Genomic DNA, 14,646 nt, shown 5'->3' with positions numbered 1-14,646 from the left:
CTTGTTGCGTAACACATGAAGCTTTGAGGCCGGGGCTACCGGCCTCTTCGCGGGCAAGCCCGCTCCCACAGGGGAGGTGATCCCCCTGGGAGCGGGTTGGCTGGCGAGGTGCTATCAGTTGACCTGGGCGCCTTTGGCGATCCAGTCGCCGACGAGCTTGCGCTCTTCGGTGGTCATCTGGGTGATGTTGCCCAGCGGCATGATCTGGCTGGCGACCGCTTGCGCCTGGATGCGCGCGGCCTGGGCCTGGATCTGCTGCGGGGTGTCGAACATCACGCCGGCAGGGGCGGCGCTGAACAGTGGGCTGGTCGGCTTGGACGAGTGGCACACGGTGCAGCGTTCCTGGATGACATTGTGGATCTTGTCGAAGTCGCCACCGCCGGCCTGGGCAGCGGCCTGGGCCGGTGCTTGCGCAGGTGCAGCCGGCGCTTCGGCAGCCTTGGCGGCGTCTTCGGCGCGCTGCTCGGCAGCGGTCTTGCCACCGACGGCAGTCGCAGGCAGCGGCTGGTACTCGACTTTCGCTGCGGCTTGCTCAGGGCTTACGGCCATCGGTTTCGGACCGGTGACGTAGGCCAGGCAGATCATCGCCAGGGCGCCGACCGGCAGGGTCCAGGCGTACTTGTTGCTGTCGTGGCGGGTGTTGAAGTAGTGGCGGATCAGAACCGCGGCTACTGCGATACCAGCCAGGATCAGCCAGTTGTACTGGCTACCGTAGGTGCTCGGGAAATGGTTGCTGATCATGATGAACAGCACCGGCAGGGTGAAGTAGTTGTTGTGACGCGAGCGCAGCAGGCCCTTGGCCGGCAGTACCGGGTCGGGTGTCTGGTTGTTCTCGATCGCCGCCACCAGCTGGCGCTGGGCCGGCATGATGATGCGGAACACGTTACCGACCATGATGGTGCCGATGATCGCGCCGGTGTGCAGGTATGCACCACGGCCGCTGAACACCAGGCTGAAGCCCCAGCAGGCGGCGATGATCAGCACGAACAGCACACCGCCGAGCAGCGCTGGCTTCTTGCCCAGGGGCGAGTCGCACAGGAAGTCGTAGATGAACCAGCCAGCGATCAGCGAGCCGATACCGATGGCCACGCCTTCGGCACCGCTCAGGGTGCTGCCAGGTGCCAGCAGGTACAAGGCCGGGTTCCAGTAGAACACCACGCACAGCAGGGCGATACCGGACATCCAGGTAAAGTAGGCTTCCCATTTGAACCAGTGCAGGTTCTCGGGCATTTTCGGGGGCGCGAGTTTGTATTTCTCCAGGTGGTAGATACCACCGCCGTGAATCGCCCAGAGATCACCCGACAACCCATCGCGCGGGTTGCTTCGGTTCAGGTGGTTCTCCAGCCAGACGAAGTAGAACGATGCACCGATCCAGGCGACACCGGTGATCATGTGAACCCAGCGAATGCTCAGGTTCAGCCATTCGTGAAGGTGTGCTTCCACAGTATGTACCTCTGCCGATCACCTTGCGATGATCGACCTTTTCTTATTGGTGGGGATTGAGGATCAGCATCTGTTCCTCGGTGAAGTAATGCTCATCGCAGTTGTTGCCAGAACCACTGCGATCAACCACCAGGAAATCATCCCGCTTTTCGATCGTGAGCACCGGGTGGTGCCAAACGCCGCGATGGTAATTGATGCCCTGCCTGCCATTACTGCGGAAGGCGCGGACCAAGCCTGATACAGGTGCATCGCCAACGGGCGCGACCACGATCAGAAAGGGGTTGCCGAGCAGCGGGATGAAAGCCTGGCTGCCCAGCGGATGGCGTTCCAGCATGCGCACGGTCAGCGGCATGTCCAGCGCGTCGGCGCGGAAGATGCTGATGATCGCCTTGTCTTCGGGCTCGGCGGTCTCGACCGTGGCGAGCTTGTGGAAGCGCATGGTCGAGCCGTTGTTGATCATGAAGTGGTCGCTGCCGTCGGTTTCGATCACGTCTCCGAACTGGGCGAAGGCTTCTTTGGTCAGGGGCTCGATCATCAGGGTGCGCATGCGGGTCTCTCTTATATATTCGTTGTACTGAAAAGGTTCGGCTGCCGTTTACAACTGCAGCAGGCGGAACAGGGCGATCAGGTTGATCTGCGCCAGGGCTTCCTTGAATTCGGCATCGGCATCGTTGTGAATGCGCTTTTCAAAGGCGGCGAGGATCTGGTGCCGGTTGCTGCCCTTCACCGCCATGATGAACGGGAACTGGAACTTGGCCTTGTAGGCATCGTTCAGCTCGGTGAAGCGGGCGAACTCTTCGGCGGTGCACTGGTGGATACCGGCGCCGGCCTGTTCGTTAGTGCTCGATTCGGTCAGCTCGCCCTGGATGGCGGCCTTGCCGGCCAGGTCCGGGTGAGCATTGATCAGCGCCAGCTGGTCGGCGTGGTTGGCGCTGAGCAGGATGTCGCTCATGCGCTGGTGCAGCGCTTCGATCTCGTCCAGCTCGCTCAGCTGACCCAGGTCGTAGGCTTTTTCGGCAACCCAAGGCGAGTGCTCGTAGATGTCGGCGAAGGCCTCGACGAAGGCGTCACGGCTCAGGGCGGAGGGCTTGAGGGTGTTGAAGGCGGTCATCAGGCGTTCTCTTTCTTGTACGGGTGGGTGGCGTGCCAGTGGCGGGCGATATCCACGCGACGGGCGAACCAGACCTGGTCATGGCTTTTTGCGTAATCGACGAAGCGCTTGAGTGCAGCCAGGCGTGCCGGGCGGCCGACCAGGCGGCAGTGCAGGCCGATGGACAGCATTTTCGGTGCTTCGGCGCCTTCGGCGTACAGCACATCAAAGGCGTCTTTCAGGTACTGGAAGAACTGCTCGCCGCAGTTGAAACCCTGTACCTGGGTGAAGCGCATGTCGTTGGTGTCCAGGGTGTAGGGGATCACCAGGTGCGGCTTGCCGGTGGGGTTGTTCGGCTCCCAGTAGGGCAGGTCGTCGTCGTAGGTGTCGCTGTCGTACAGGAAACCACCTTCTTCCATCACCAGGCGGCGGGTGTTCGGGCCGGTGCGGCCGGTGTACCAGCCTACCGGGCGCTCGCCGGTGAGTTCGGTGAGGATGCGGATGGCTTCGAGCATGTGCTCGCGCTCCTGGGCCTCGTCCATGTTCTGGTAGTCGATCCAGCGGTAGCCGTGGCTGCAGATCTCGTGGCCGGCTTCGGCCATGGCGCGGATCACGTCGGGGTGGCGCTGGGCGGCCATGGCCACGGCGAAGACGGTCAGTGGCACGCCGCTGTCCTTGAACAGCTTCAGCAGGCGCCACACGCCAGCACGGCTGCCGTATTCGTACAGCGACTCCATGCTCATGTTGCGCTGGCCCTGCAGCGGCTGGGCAGCGACCATCTCGGACAGGAAGGCTTCGGACTCTTTGTCACCGTGCAGGATGTTGCGTTCGCCACCTTCCTCGTAATTGAGGACGAAAGACAGCGCGATGCGAGCGTTGCCCGGCCATTGCGGGTGAGGAGGGTTGTTGCCGTAACCGATCAGGTCGCGAGGGTAGTCAGCGCTCACTGCAGTCTTCCTTCTTGTGCGTTAGTGCGGGTGGTGGGCGGGCCGCGTCGGTATGTCGCACCACCGGATGGGCTGATTGTATACAACTTCTGAAATCTTTTGTAAGCCTGTTTTTCCGCATTTCTTTCCTTTTGTCGCCGCGCAGCGACCTTGCAACACAGTGCAAGAAACCTGCCTGATTGGTCAGCTAATGACGTTTGCCTCGTTACGGTGCCTGTATTTGCGACCGGTGGGTCGTTTAAGGGCACGAAACGCTGGGGGCGACAGATGGGTTCAAAAAATTGTGTACAATTTAGCGATGGAATGTCTTAATGGCGTCATTCCCGCCTGCCGCAGGCGCTATGCTGGTGCGATGGCTGAGTATTTTTTGCCCACAGATTGAACAAGAGGCGACACGCAATGGGACGTTTGACCACACACGTACTGGATGCCGCGCATGGCTGCCCGGGCAGCTCGATCAAGGTCGAGCTGTACCGCGTCGAAGGCCAGCAGCTGGAGCTGGTGAACACCGCCCTGACCAATAGCGATGGCCGCGTCGACGCGCCGCTGCTGCAGGGTGACGACTACCGCACCGGGGTGTATCAGTTGCAATTCAGCGCGGGTGATTACTACCGCGCCCGTGGCGTGCAACTGCCGACCCAGGCGTTTCTGGATGTTGTTGTGCTGCGCTTTGGCATCGACGAGTCGCAGGAGCACTATCACGTGCCGCTGCTGATCTCGCCGTACAGCTATTCGACCTATCGTGGAAGCTAGTTGGTCGCTAGAAGAATCTTCGTAGGTCCTTTGGCCCGCTCTCACACTGGCGGGCTTTTTTTCGTCTGCTGTATTTACATAGTGAAGTGAAACAACCCTTCGACTCACATTTTTGTCAGTAGTCGCATTTGGCGGTGTCTGTAATGATCAAGTGCACAACTCGTACTTGAGGACCACGCTTGGTGAACGCAAAAAATGTATATTCGCCTTATGGCTATCACTTGCCTAGCCAGGGTGTGCTCGGTTTCGAGGGTGATCGGCGGGATCCAGTCACCGGACATTACCATTTGGGTAACGGTTATCGAGCATTCAACCCCTCTTTGATGCGGTTCAATAGCCCGGACAATCTGAGTCCGTTCGATCGAGGTGGCTTCAACGCCTATGCCTATTGCCAAGGGGACCCGGTGAATTACCAGGACCCAAGCGGTCATAGCATTTGGAGAATGCTGGCGAGCGCTCTACAGACGCCTAAGCGAGTGGAAACGATGACTGCGGTTTCCCGCGAGGTGAAATTTACACAATTACTGGGGTGGCATGGGACGAGTCGCAAAGAGCTGCCCTCGCTGCACAAAGGTCTATCGTCAGGGCATTCAGAGGTTCATAGACAAGCTCAAGGGCCGGGGTTCTATGTTGCGCCAAGCCGTGATCATGCCCAAAAATACGCTGACGTCCACCCCGACGGTATCGTCTTGGCGGTAGTTGCAAGCGACGATATGAGCTTGGTTCCCGGCATTGGTTATAAAAAGGATGTGTTTGATGTAGTGGTTGTGAGAGAGCCCGCATTTGACGTTGTCAGGGTGCGTGAAGAGGTTCCGGAAGGAGCGACACGGGCTCGACTTCCTCGAACCGGTATCTTCGCGAAAATACCCGCACCGATTAGATAAAAATGAACGGGCGCCGAAACGCCCTTTTTAATGAACGCCTGCTCAGAGGAACACGAACTTTGCAATAAAGATCGCGCACAGCACCCACAGGCTGGCTGAGATTTCCTTGTACTTACCGGTACCCGCCTTCAGCGCCACGTAGCTAATAAAGCCCAGGGCAATGCCGTCGGCGACCGAGAAAGTCAGCGGCATCATGATCACCGTGACAATCGCCGGAATGCTGTCGGTAGCCTCATCCCAGTGTATGTGCGCCATGCTGCCCATCATCAGCATCGCTACATAGATCAGCGCCCCCGCCGTTGCATAGGGCGGAATCATCCCGGCCAGTGGGGCGAAGAACATCGCGGCGATGAACAGCAGGCCGACCACCACTGCCGTAAGGCCCGTACGGCCACCTGCGGCGACACCTGCAGCACTTTCCACATAGCTGGTGACCGGCGGCACGCCGACCACGGCCCCGAACACACTCGAAGCACTATCGGCCTTCAGTGCCTTCGACAGGTTTTCGATACGCCCGTCCGGCGCCACCAGGTTGGCCCGTTGCGCCACCCCCATCAAAGTGCCAGCCGTGTCGAACATGTGCACGAACAGAAACGCCAGCACCACGCTGATCATGCTGACGTTGAACACCCCGGCCACGTCCATGGCCATCCAGGTCGGTGCCAGGCTTGGCGGCATCGACATCACCCCGCCAAACGTGACCAGGCCCAGGCCCCAGCCTGCCAGGGTGACGCCAATGATGCTGATCAGGATCGCGCCGAATACCCGCTTGTAGCTGAGGATGGCAATCAGCAGAAAGCACCCGGCCGCCAGCAGCGGCCCCGGCTCATGCAGCGAGCCCAGCTTGATCAGGGTGGCGGGGCTGTCGACGATGATGCCTGCCGTCTTCAGGCCGATCAGCCCGAGAAACAATCCGACGCCGGCCCCCATGGCATGGCGCAGGCTGACCGGGATGCTGTTGAGCAACCATTCGCGCACTTTCGACAAGGTCAGGAACATGAACAGCACGCCCGAGACAAACACTGCCCCCAGTGCCGTTTCCCAGTTGTAGCCCATGGTGCCGACCACGGTGTAGGTGAAGAAGGCGTTAAGCCCCATGCCCGGTGCCAGGCCCACCGGCCAGTTGGCGTACAGGCCCATCAGCAGGCAGCCCAGCGCGGCGGCGATGCAGGTGGCGACGAAGGCGGCACCATGGTCGATGCCGGCGTCGGCCATGATGTTGGGGTTGACGAAGATGATGTAGGCCATGGTGATGAAGGTGGTCACCCCGGCGATCATTTCGGTTTTGACGGTGCTGCCGTGTTGCTTGAGTTTGAAAATCCGCTCCAGCCAGCTCGTTTCGAGTGGTGGGGCGAGATCCAGCGTAGGGGCTTCGGATTTGCGGCTTTCCACAGCAGGTACTCCTCAAGTCTTTCTTGTTGTTATGGAGCCAGTTTCCTGCGCAATGCACTTGGCGGCTCCGCGAGGGAAGGCAGACGTCTGACCGTTTTGTTGACTCATGGGTCAAGAAGTTGCTCGGTGGATTATGCTTTTGTGTACAAAGAATGCAAATAATGTTTTATGTTTTGTGTGCGCAATGCGTCGTACAACGGCTATATAGGTAAAACGCCCCCTGCGGAATCGCCTCAGCCTGTGTACAATGGCGCCATACTTTCTCTTCGTGCCTCGAGAGCCCATGAACGAACAGCTGCAACCTCTGAAGAAACCTGCACGTGTCGGCAAGGCCGGCCGCAGCGGTACCCAGGACGATATCGTCTACGCGCACATTTTCGAGGCGATCCTCGAGCAGCGCCTGGCGCCGGGCACCAAGTTGAGCGAGGAAGCGCTGGGCGAAATCTTCGGCGTCAGCCGCACCATCATCCGCCGCGCCCTGTCGCGCCTGGCCCACGAAAGCGTGGTGCTGCTGCGGCCGAACCGCGGTGCAGTGGTGGCCAGCCCGACGGTGGAAGAGGCGCGCCAGGTGTTCTTCTCGCGACGCATGGTGGAGCGGGCCATCACCGAACTGGCCGTGCAGCACGCCACCCTGGATCAACTCAACGAGCTGCGGCAGATGGTGCGTGAGGAGCGCGACAGTTTCTCGCGCGGTGACCGCGGTGCCGGTATTCGTCTTTCCGGCGAGTTCCACCTCAAGCTGGCCGAAGCGGCGGGCAATGCACCCCTGGTGAGCTTCCAGCGCAGCCTGGTGTCGCAAACCTCACTGATCATTGCCCAGTACGAAAGCGGCAACCGCTCGCATTGTTCGTACGATGAGCACATGCAGCTGATCGATGCCATCGAGGCGCGTGATGCCGAGCAGGCCGTAAGCTTGATGATGCACCACATGGACCACATTGACAGCAAGCTGAACCTGGACGAGGAGAGTGCCTCGGACGATCTGCATGCGGTGTTCTCGCATTTGCTGAAAAAGCCCAAGGTTTCAGCGAAGGGTTGATCGTTTGCAAGGTGATTGAAGGGGGCTGCTTTGCAGCCCCCAGTCATTTCTGGCCATCAGCCAAAGGTCTGCTAAATTCTTGTGAGCAAACCTTCATCAAGCAGTTGGGCTTGCGCATTCGTTGCGTTCAACTTCTTGAGGAATGGGTTCATGAGCATGTCTTTGGGTAAACGTATGGGTGCCGAGCTGATCGGCACCTTCTGGTTAGTGCTTGGCGGCTGTGGCAGTGCAGTACTCGCAGCCAGTTCCCCTCTCGGCATCGGTGTGCTCGGTGTCGCCTTCGCCTTCGGCCTCACAGTGCTGACCATGGCCTTCGCCATCGGCCATATCTCTGGCTGTCACCTCAACCCTGCCGTGTCGTTCGGGCTGGTGGTGGGTGGGCGCTTTCCGGCCAAAGAGCTGCTGCCCTACGTGATCGCGCAGGTGATTGGCGCCATCCTGGCGGCCGGGGTGATCTACCTCATCGCCAGCGGCAAGGCCGGTTTCGAGTTGTCTTCGGGATTGGCTTCAAACGGCTACGCCGACCACTCGCCCGGCGGTTATACGCTGGGGGCGGGGTTCATCAGTGAAGTGGTGATGACGGCGATGTTCCTGGTGGTGATCATGGGCGCGACCGATTCGCGGGCGCCGGCAGGTTTTGCACCGATTGCCATCGGCCTGGCCCTGACCCTGATCCACCTGATCTCCATTCCGGTGACCAATACCTCGGTCAACCCCGCGCGTAGCACGGGGCCGGCCTTGTTCGTCGGCGGCTGGGCCCTGCAACAGCTGTGGCTGTTCTGGGTGGCGCCGCTTATTGGTGCTGCTATCGGCGGCGCGCTTTACCGGGGGCTTGCCAAAGAACCTTAGCGCTGGTGCACGCAACGCCCTGCAGCGTAGGTTTCACGCACAGTGCGGTCGTCGCCCAGGGTGGTGAGCACAAACAGGGTCTCTTCGATGCTGTTGGACTGCTGAATGCGGTAGTCCAGCAGCGGCGTGGCCTTGTAGTCCAGCACCACGAAGTCGGCATCGTTGCCCGGGCGCAGGCTGCCGATGCGGTCGTCCAGGCGCAGGGCGCGGGCGCCGCCGAGGGTGGCCAGGTACAGCGACTTGTACGGGTGCAGGCGCGCGCCCTGCAGCTGCATCACCTTGTACGCTTCGTTCAGGGTGTTGAGCAGCGAGAAGCTGGTGCCGGCGCCGACGTCGGTACCCAGGCCCACATTGACTTTGAAGCGCTCGGCCTGGGGCAGGTTGAACAAGCCGCTGCCCAGGAACAGGTTGGAAGTGGGGCAGAAGGCCACGGCCGAGCCGGTTTCGGCCAGGCGCTGGCATTCGTCGTCGCACAGGTGCACGCCGTGGGCAAACACCGAGCGCTCGCCCAGCAGCTCGAAGTGGTCGTACACGTCCAGGTAACCCTTCTGCTCGGGGAACAGCGACTTGACCCAGTCGATTTCCTTGAGGTTTTCCGACAGGTGCGTGTGCATGTACACGCCGGGGTGTTCCTTCAGCAACTGACCAGCCAGTGCCAGCTGTTCAGGCGTGCTGGTCGGGGCGAAACGCGGGGTAACCGCGTAGTGCAGGCGGCCCTTGCCATGCCAGCGCTCGATCAGCGCTTTGCTGTCGGCGTAACCGGATTCGGCGGTGTCGGTCAGGTAGTCCGGCGCGTTGCGGTCCATCATCACCTTGCCGGCGATCAGGCGCAGGTCCAGGCGCTCGGCCTCTTCGAACAGGGCGTTGACCGATTCCGGGTGCACGCTGCCGAACACCAATGCAGTGGTGGTGCCGTTGCGCAGCAGTTCCTTGAGGAAGATTTTCGCCACCTGGTCGGCGTGCGCTTTGTCGGCGAACTGCTTTTCGCAGGGGAAGGTGTAAGTGTTCAACCAGTCCAGTAATTGCTCGCCGTAGGAGCCGATCATGCCGGTTTGCGGGAAATGGATATGGGTGTCGATAAAGCCTGGGGTGATCAGCGCGTCCTGGTAGTGCTCCACCGGGATGCCTGCGTCCAGGGTCGGCAGCAGTTCGCTGGCGTGGCCAATGGCGCTGATGCGGCCATCGTCGACCACCAGCAGGCCGTCTTCGAAGTACTCATGGGAAGCCTCCAGGCCCACCTCGGCCGGGTCGGCGATGCTGTGCAGGATGGCGGCGCGGTAGGCTTTACGGGTAACGGTCATAACACACTCGTCAAATAGCTTGGCTGCGCCGGGAGGGCGGCAGCAACTGGGCAATGGGGCCGGCATTGGCCGCAGCGTCGTGCTGGCCGAAGCAGGCGTTGTAGGTGGCGATGATTTCGCCGGCGATGGACACGGCGATCTCGATGGGCAGCTTGCCCTTTACCTCGGGCAGGCCCATCGGGCAGCGCATACGCGCCAGCACGGCCTCGTCGTAGCCGCGCTCGCGCAAGCGGTGCTCGAACTTGACCCGTTTGGTCTTCGAGCCGATTAGGCCGAACCAGGTGAAATCGTTGCGCTTGAGAATGGCGGCGGTCAGCTCCAGGTCGAGCTGGTGGTTGTGGGTCATGACAATGCAGTAGCAGCCTGGTGGCAGGCCTGCGACTTCGTCGACCGGTTCCTCACTGACGACCTTGGTCACCCCGTTGGGGATGAGCTCGGGGAATTCCTGTTCGCGCGAATCGATCCAGCGCACCCGGCAGGGCAGCGCGGCGAGCAAGGGTACCAGAGCCCGGCCGACATGGCCCGCGCCGAACACGGCGATCTGCGCCTGCACGGCGGCCATCGGCTCGAACAGCAGCACGGTCACGCCGCCGCAGCACTGGCCCAGGCTGGCGCCGAGGCTGAAGCGCTCCAGGTGCGGCGTGGTGCGCTGCTCTTCGAGCATTTGCCGGGCGATGTGCAGCGCCTTGTATTCCAGGTGGCCGCCGCCGATGGTGTCGAACAGGCCGCTGGCGCTGACCACCATCTTCGAGCCTGCGTTGCGCGGGGTCGAGCCGCGCTCCTCGATGATGGTCACCAGCACGCACGCTTCACCACGGGACTGGTGGTCGGCGAGGGCGTTGATCCATTGGTGCATGATGCAGATCCTCTTCAGTGCAACGCGGTCGGCTTTGTGTAGGAGCGGCGTTACTGAGTCACAGTTTCCAACTCTGGGGCTTCAGGTTGCGCTGCAGCCACTACCTTGCGCATCTGTTCACAACCCCACAGCACCCGTTCCGGTGTCGCCGGCGCGTCAATGTTCGGCTGCACGCGGTAGTCAGCCAGGCTGGCCACGGCATCCTTGATCGCACACCAGGCCGCAATGCCGAGCATGAACGGCGGCTCGCCCACGGCCTTGGAGTGGAACACGGTGTCTTCCGGGTTCTTGCGGTTTTCCACCAGCTTCACCCGCAGGTCCAGCGGCATATCGGCGACTGCCGGGATCTTGTAGCTGGCCGGGCCGTTGGTCATCAGTTTGCCCTTGGCGTTCCACACCAGTTCTTCGGTGGTGAGCCAGCCCATACCCTGGATGAAGCCGCCTTCCACCTGGCCGATGTCGATGGCCGGGTTCAGCGAATCGCCCACGTCGTGCAGGATGTCGGCGCGCAGCATCTTGTATTCGCCGGTCAGGGTATCGACGATCACCTCCACGCAGGCGGCGCCAAAGGCGAAGTAGTAGAACGGCCGGCCGCGTGCCTGGCTGCGGTCGTAGAAGATTTTCGGCGTGCGGTAGAAACCGGTGCTGGACAGCGACACCTGGGCGAAGTACGCCTGCTGCACCAGTTGCTCGAAGCTGACGATCTGGTCGCGCACGCGTACATGGCCGTTGCGGAATTCGACATCTTCCTCGGTCACCTGATAGTGCCGTGCGGCGAACTCGGTCAGGCGCCGCTTGAGGATTTCGGCAGCGTTTTGCGCTGCCTTGCCGTTCAGGTCGGCACCACTGGAGGCGGCGGTCGGCGAGGTATTGGGAACCTTGTCGGTATTGGTGGCGGTGATCTGGATGCGGCTGAAATCCACCTGGAAGATCTGCGCCACCACCTGTGCCACCTTGGTGTTCAGGCCCTGGCCCATCTCGGTGCCGCCGTGGTTAAGGTGAATGCTGCCATCGGTGTAGATATGGATCAGCGCACCGGCCTGGTTGAGGAAGGTGGCGGTGAACGAGATGCCGAACTTGACCGGCGTCAGCGCCAGGCCTTTCTTCAGGATCGGGCTGTTGGCGTTGAAGCGCCGGATCGACTCGCGTCGCTCGGCGTAGTCGCTGCTGGCCTCCAGCTCGGCGGTCATCTCTTCGAGCATGTTGTGCTCGACGGTCTGGTAGTAGTGGGTAACGTTGCGTTCGGTCTTGCCGTAGTAGTTGGCCTTGCGCACGGCCAGGGGGTCACTGCCCAGGTGGCGGGCGATATGGTCCATCACCTGCTCGATGGCGACCATGCCCTGCGGGCCGCCAAAGCCGCGGTAGGCGGTGTTGGAGGCGGTGTTGGTCTTGCAGCGGTGGCCATGCACGGTGGCATCGCCCAGGTAGTAGGCATTGTCGGAGTGGAACATGGCGCGGTCGACGATCGAGCCGGAGAGGTCGGGCGAGTATCCGCAGTTGCCGGCCAGGTCGAAATTGATGCCGTGCAGGCGGCCGTTGTCGTCGAAGCCCACATCGTATTCGACATAGAACGGGTGGCGTTTGCCGGTCATGGTCATGTCTTCGACCCGTGGCAGGCGCATCTTGGTCGGCTGCCCGGTCAGACGCGCCACCACCGCGCACAGGCAGGCAGGGCTGGCGGCCTGGGTTTCCTTGCCGCCAAACCCGCCACCCATGCGGCGCATGTCCAGCACCACCTTGTTCATCGGCACGTCGAGCACTTCGGCGACCAGTTTCTGCACTTCGGTGGGGTTTTGCGTGGAGCAGTAGACGATCATGCCGCCGTCTTCGGTGGGCATTACCGAGGAAATCTGGGTTTCCAGGTAGAAGTGTTCCTGGCCGCCGATGTGCAGGGTGCCCTGAATGCGGTGCGGGGCGCTGGCCAGGGCGGTAGCTGAATCACCGCGCTGGTGGGTGTGGCTGTCGAGCACGAAGTGCTTCTTGCGCAGCGCATCGACCACATCCAGCACCGGCTCCAGGTCTTCGTATTCGACGATGGCGGCCATGGCCGCGCGGCGCGCGGTTTCAAGGTCACGGGCCGCAACGGCAAGCACCGGCTGGCCGAAGAACTCGACCTTGTCGATGGCCAGCAGCGGGTCACCGGCCACCACCGGGCCGATGTCTTTCAGGCCGGGGATGTCCTCGTGGGTGATGGCGATGCGCACACCCTCGAAGGCATAGCACGGCGTGGTGTCGATGCGCAGGATACGCGCATGGGCGCGGTCGGCGGTGCGCGCATAGACGTGCAGCTGGTTGGGGAATTCCAGGCGGTCGTCAATGTACAGCGCCTCGCCAGATACATGCTTGTCGGCGCTGTCGTGCTTGACGCTGCGGCCAACCCCGGTGGTCAGGTCCTGGCTGAACAGCTCGGCCATCTCGGCCTGGCTCTTGGCTACGTGATGGTTAGACATAAGCGGTCACCCGGGTTTCGATGTGCGGCGTTTGCTGTTCGATGAAGTACTTGCGCAGCAGGTTTTGTGCGGTCAGCAGGCGGTATTCCTTGCTGGCGCGGAAGTCGCTGAGCGGGGTGAAATCCTCGGCCAGGGCCTGGCAGGCCCGCTCGATGGCGGCCTGGTTCCACGGCTTGCCGCGCAGCGCTGCTTCGCAGGCGCGGGCCCGTTTAGGGATGGCCGCCATGCCGCCGAAGGCGATGCGCACACCGCTGACCACGCCGTTTTCGATGCTGAGGTTGAAGGCCGCGCACACGGCAGAAATGTCGTCGTCCAGGCGCTTGGACACTTTGTAGGCGCGGAACGCCCAGTCATTGGTGGCGCGAGGCACGATGATCTTCTCGATGAACTCGCTGTCCTGGCGGGCGGTGATGCGGTAATCGATGAAGTAGTCTTCCAGCGCCATGGTGCGCTGGCGCTCGCCTTGGCGCAGTACGATCTGCGCGTCCAGGGCAATCAGCAGGGGAGGCGAGTCGCCGATGGGCGAGGCGTTGCCAATATTGCCGCCCAGCGTGCCCTGGTTGCGGATCTGCAGCGAGGCGAAGCGGTGCAGCAGGTCGCCGAAGTCCGGGTATTCCTCGTGGAGTGCGCCGTAGCAGTCGGTGAGCGGGGTGGCAGCGCCGATTTCCAGGTGGCTGGCAGTTTTTTCGATGCGTTTGAGCTCGGCCACGTGGCCGACATAGATCATCACCGGCAACGTCCTGTGGAACTGGGTCACTTCCAGGGCCAGGTCGGTACCGCCGGCCAGCAAGCGGGCTTCGGGGTGTGAACTGTACAGGTCGGCCAGGTCGGCCACGGTCAGCGGCACCAGGCAACGCTTGTCGCCGCTGTTCAGCTCGCCGGTCTGGGTCGGTGCAATGGCCTTGAGGCGGCTGATGGTTTGCGCCTGCTGGGCATCGAACTGGTCGCGACAGGGCTGGCGGCAGCTCTGCTCGGCGGCTTCGAGGATGGGGCGGTAGCCGGTGCAACGGCACAGGTTACCGGCCAGGGCTTCCTGGGCCTGGTGCAGGTCCGGGCCGCTGCTGTTTTTTTGCAAGGCGAACAGCGACATGACAAAGCCAGGGGTGCAGAAGCCGCATTGTGAACCGTGGCAATCGGCCATGGCCTGTTGCACGCTGTGCAGTTGGCCCTGATGCTTGAGGCCTTCGACGCTGATCAGTTGCTTGCCGTGCAGCGACGAGACAAAGGTGAGGCACGAGTTGAGGCTGCGGTAGCGCAGGCTGTCGTTGCCTTGCTCGTCCTGGCTCAGTTCGCCGACGACCACGGTGCAGGCGCCGCAGTCACCACTGGCGCAGCCCTCTTTGGTGCCGGGTTTGCCCAGGTGCTCGCGCAGGTACTGCAGCACCGTCATGTTCGGGTCCAGGGCGTGCTCACTATGCAGCTCCTGGTTGACGAGAAACTGGATCACGGGGATAGCCTCGCAATGGTTTTATTGTTGTTGGGCGGACTCTAAGCAACACCTGTCCAGCAGGTCAATATTTTTCTGACTCAAAGGTCAAGAAATTGCACATGTAGCCGCCCGGCCGAACACGTTGCCCATACAACAAGCATAGATCGCGCCGGGCGCGCGGCTGTCTGGCGGGTCAAATAAACCGCCTGGCCC

At 61.8% G+C, this 14,646-nt stretch carries 12 protein-coding genes and 1 pseudogene; 4 read left to right on the top strand and 9 right to left on the bottom strand.

Annotated features, from left to right (window positions below; all coding sequences use genetic code 11):
- Positions 1–114: 114 nt before the first annotated feature.
- Genes OZ911_RS20450 through puuE form a run of 4 tightly spaced genes read right to left on the bottom strand, consistent with a single transcriptional unit; the run spans position 115 to position 3,480 of the window.
- Complete coding sequence (locus OZ911_RS20450; protein ID WP_016488366.1) at positions 115–1,443, bottom strand: urate hydroxylase PuuD; 1,329 nt, start codon at positions 1,441–1,443, stop codon at positions 115–117.
- A gap of 43 nt (positions 1,444–1,486) precedes the next feature.
- On the bottom strand, positions 1,487–1,990 hold the full coding sequence (locus tag OZ911_RS20445) for an ureidoglycolate lyase (protein WP_016488365.1): 504 nt from the start codon (positions 1,988–1,990) through the stop codon (positions 1,487–1,489).
- A 48-nt stretch (positions 1,991–2,038) separates the two neighbouring features.
- Entirely contained in the window at positions 2,039–2,554 is a 516-nt protein-coding gene (gene uraD, locus OZ911_RS20440; protein ID WP_016488364.1) for a 2-oxo-4-hydroxy-4-carboxy-5-ureidoimidazoline decarboxylase, read from the bottom strand.
- Complete coding sequence (gene puuE / locus OZ911_RS20435) at positions 2,554–3,480, bottom strand: allantoinase PuuE (protein WP_016488363.1); 927 nt, start codon at positions 3,478–3,480, stop codon at positions 2,554–2,556. Before puuE ends, uraD begins: the two co-directional genes overlap by 1 nt.
- Before the next feature lie 399 nt (positions 3,481–3,879).
- Here puuE and uraH point away from each other — a divergent pair, with 399 nt between their 5' ends.
- A complete protein-coding gene (gene uraH, locus OZ911_RS20430) occupies positions 3,880–4,233 on the top strand; it encodes a hydroxyisourate hydrolase (RefSeq protein WP_023048949.1) in 354 nt (117 codons plus the stop codon).
- Positions 4,234–4,412: 179 nt separating this feature from the next.
- A pseudogene (locus tag OZ911_RS20425) lies at positions 4,413–4,674 on the top strand (RHS repeat-associated core domain-containing protein); the annotation flags it as partial.
- A gap of 485 nt (positions 4,675–5,159) precedes the next feature.
- Here the strand turns inward: OZ911_RS20425 and OZ911_RS20420 are convergent.
- On the bottom strand, positions 5,160–6,509 hold the full coding sequence (locus OZ911_RS20420) for an NCS2 family permease (protein WP_070086504.1): 1,350 nt from the start codon (positions 6,507–6,509) through the stop codon (positions 5,160–5,162).
- A 283-nt stretch (positions 6,510–6,792) separates the two neighbouring features.
- Here OZ911_RS20420 and OZ911_RS20415 point away from each other — a divergent pair, with 283 nt between their 5' ends.
- The gene (locus tag OZ911_RS20415) at positions 6,793–7,548 is read left to right on the top strand and encodes a GntR family transcriptional regulator (protein WP_012273431.1); all 756 of its coding nucleotides are present in this window, start codon (positions 6,793–6,795) and stop codon (positions 7,546–7,548) included.
- 150 nt (positions 7,549–7,698) lie between these two features.
- A complete protein-coding gene (aqpZ, locus tag OZ911_RS20410; RefSeq protein WP_019472843.1) occupies positions 7,699–8,397 on the top strand; it encodes an aquaporin Z in 699 nt (232 codons plus the stop codon).
- On the opposite strand, the gene guaD is transcribed toward aqpZ, so the two are convergent.
- From guaD to xdhA, 4 genes are read right to left on the bottom strand one after another with little or no spacing between them, the layout of a single operon-like run.
- The gene (guaD, locus tag OZ911_RS20405) at positions 8,394–9,698 is read right to left on the bottom strand and encodes a guanine deaminase (RefSeq protein WP_016488360.1); all 1,305 of its coding nucleotides are present in this window, start codon (positions 9,696–9,698) and stop codon (positions 8,394–8,396) included. The two genes, aqpZ and guaD, sit on opposite strands and share 4 nt — an antisense overlap.
- Before the next feature lie 10 nt (positions 9,699–9,708).
- Positions 9,709–10,554 (bottom strand): xanthine dehydrogenase accessory protein XdhC, encoded by an 846-nt coding sequence (xdhC, locus tag OZ911_RS20400; protein ID WP_016488359.1) that lies wholly within the window; start codon positions 10,552–10,554, stop codon positions 9,709–9,711.
- 50 nt (positions 10,555–10,604) lie between these two features.
- Entirely contained in the window at positions 10,605–13,004 is a 2,400-nt protein-coding gene (gene xdhB, locus OZ911_RS20395) for a xanthine dehydrogenase molybdopterin binding subunit (RefSeq protein WP_070086503.1), read from the bottom strand.
- A complete protein-coding gene (gene xdhA / locus OZ911_RS20390) occupies positions 12,997–14,451 on the bottom strand; it encodes a xanthine dehydrogenase small subunit (RefSeq protein ID WP_016488357.1) in 1,455 nt (484 codons plus the stop codon). Before xdhA ends, xdhB begins: the two co-directional genes overlap by 8 nt.
- Positions 14,452–14,646 lie beyond the last annotated feature (195 nt).

This window comes from Pseudomonas fortuita, assembly GCF_026898135.2.
Taxonomy (GTDB): Bacteria; Pseudomonadota; Gammaproteobacteria; order Pseudomonadales; family Pseudomonadaceae; genus Aquipseudomonas; species Aquipseudomonas fortuita.
The sequence above is the reverse complement of the archived record's forward strand: the minus strand, read 5'-3'. Positions and strand labels throughout refer to the sequence as shown.

Bases quoted from the DNA above. Each gene is read 5' to 3' on its own strand.
- xdhC (WP_016488359.1), bottom strand. From the start codon at position 10,554: ATGCACCAATGGATCAACGCCCTCGCCGACCACCAGTCCCGTGGTGAA.
- OZ911_RS20415 (WP_012273431.1), top strand. From the start codon at position 6,793: ATGAACGAACAGCTGCAACCTCTGAAGAAACCTGCACGTGTCGGCAAG.
- aqpZ (WP_019472843.1), top strand. From the start codon at position 7,699: ATGAGCATGTCTTTGGGTAAACGTATGGGTGCCGAGCTGATCGGCACC.
- guaD (WP_016488360.1), bottom strand. From the start codon at position 9,698: ATGACCGTTACCCGTAAAGCCTACCGCGCCGCCATCCTGCACAGCATC.
- xdhB (WP_070086503.1), bottom strand. From the start codon at position 13,004: ATGTCTAACCATCACGTAGCCAAGAGCCAGGCCGAGATGGCCGAGCTG.
- OZ911_RS20445 (WP_016488365.1), bottom strand. From the start codon at position 1,990: ATGCGCACCCTGATGATCGAGCCCCTGACCAAAGAAGCCTTCGCCCAG.
- uraH (WP_023048949.1), top strand. From the start codon at position 3,880: ATGGGACGTTTGACCACACACGTACTGGATGCCGCGCATGGCTGCCCG.
- uraD (WP_016488364.1), bottom strand. From the start codon at position 2,554: ATGACCGCCTTCAACACCCTCAAGCCCTCCGCCCTGAGCCGTGACGCC.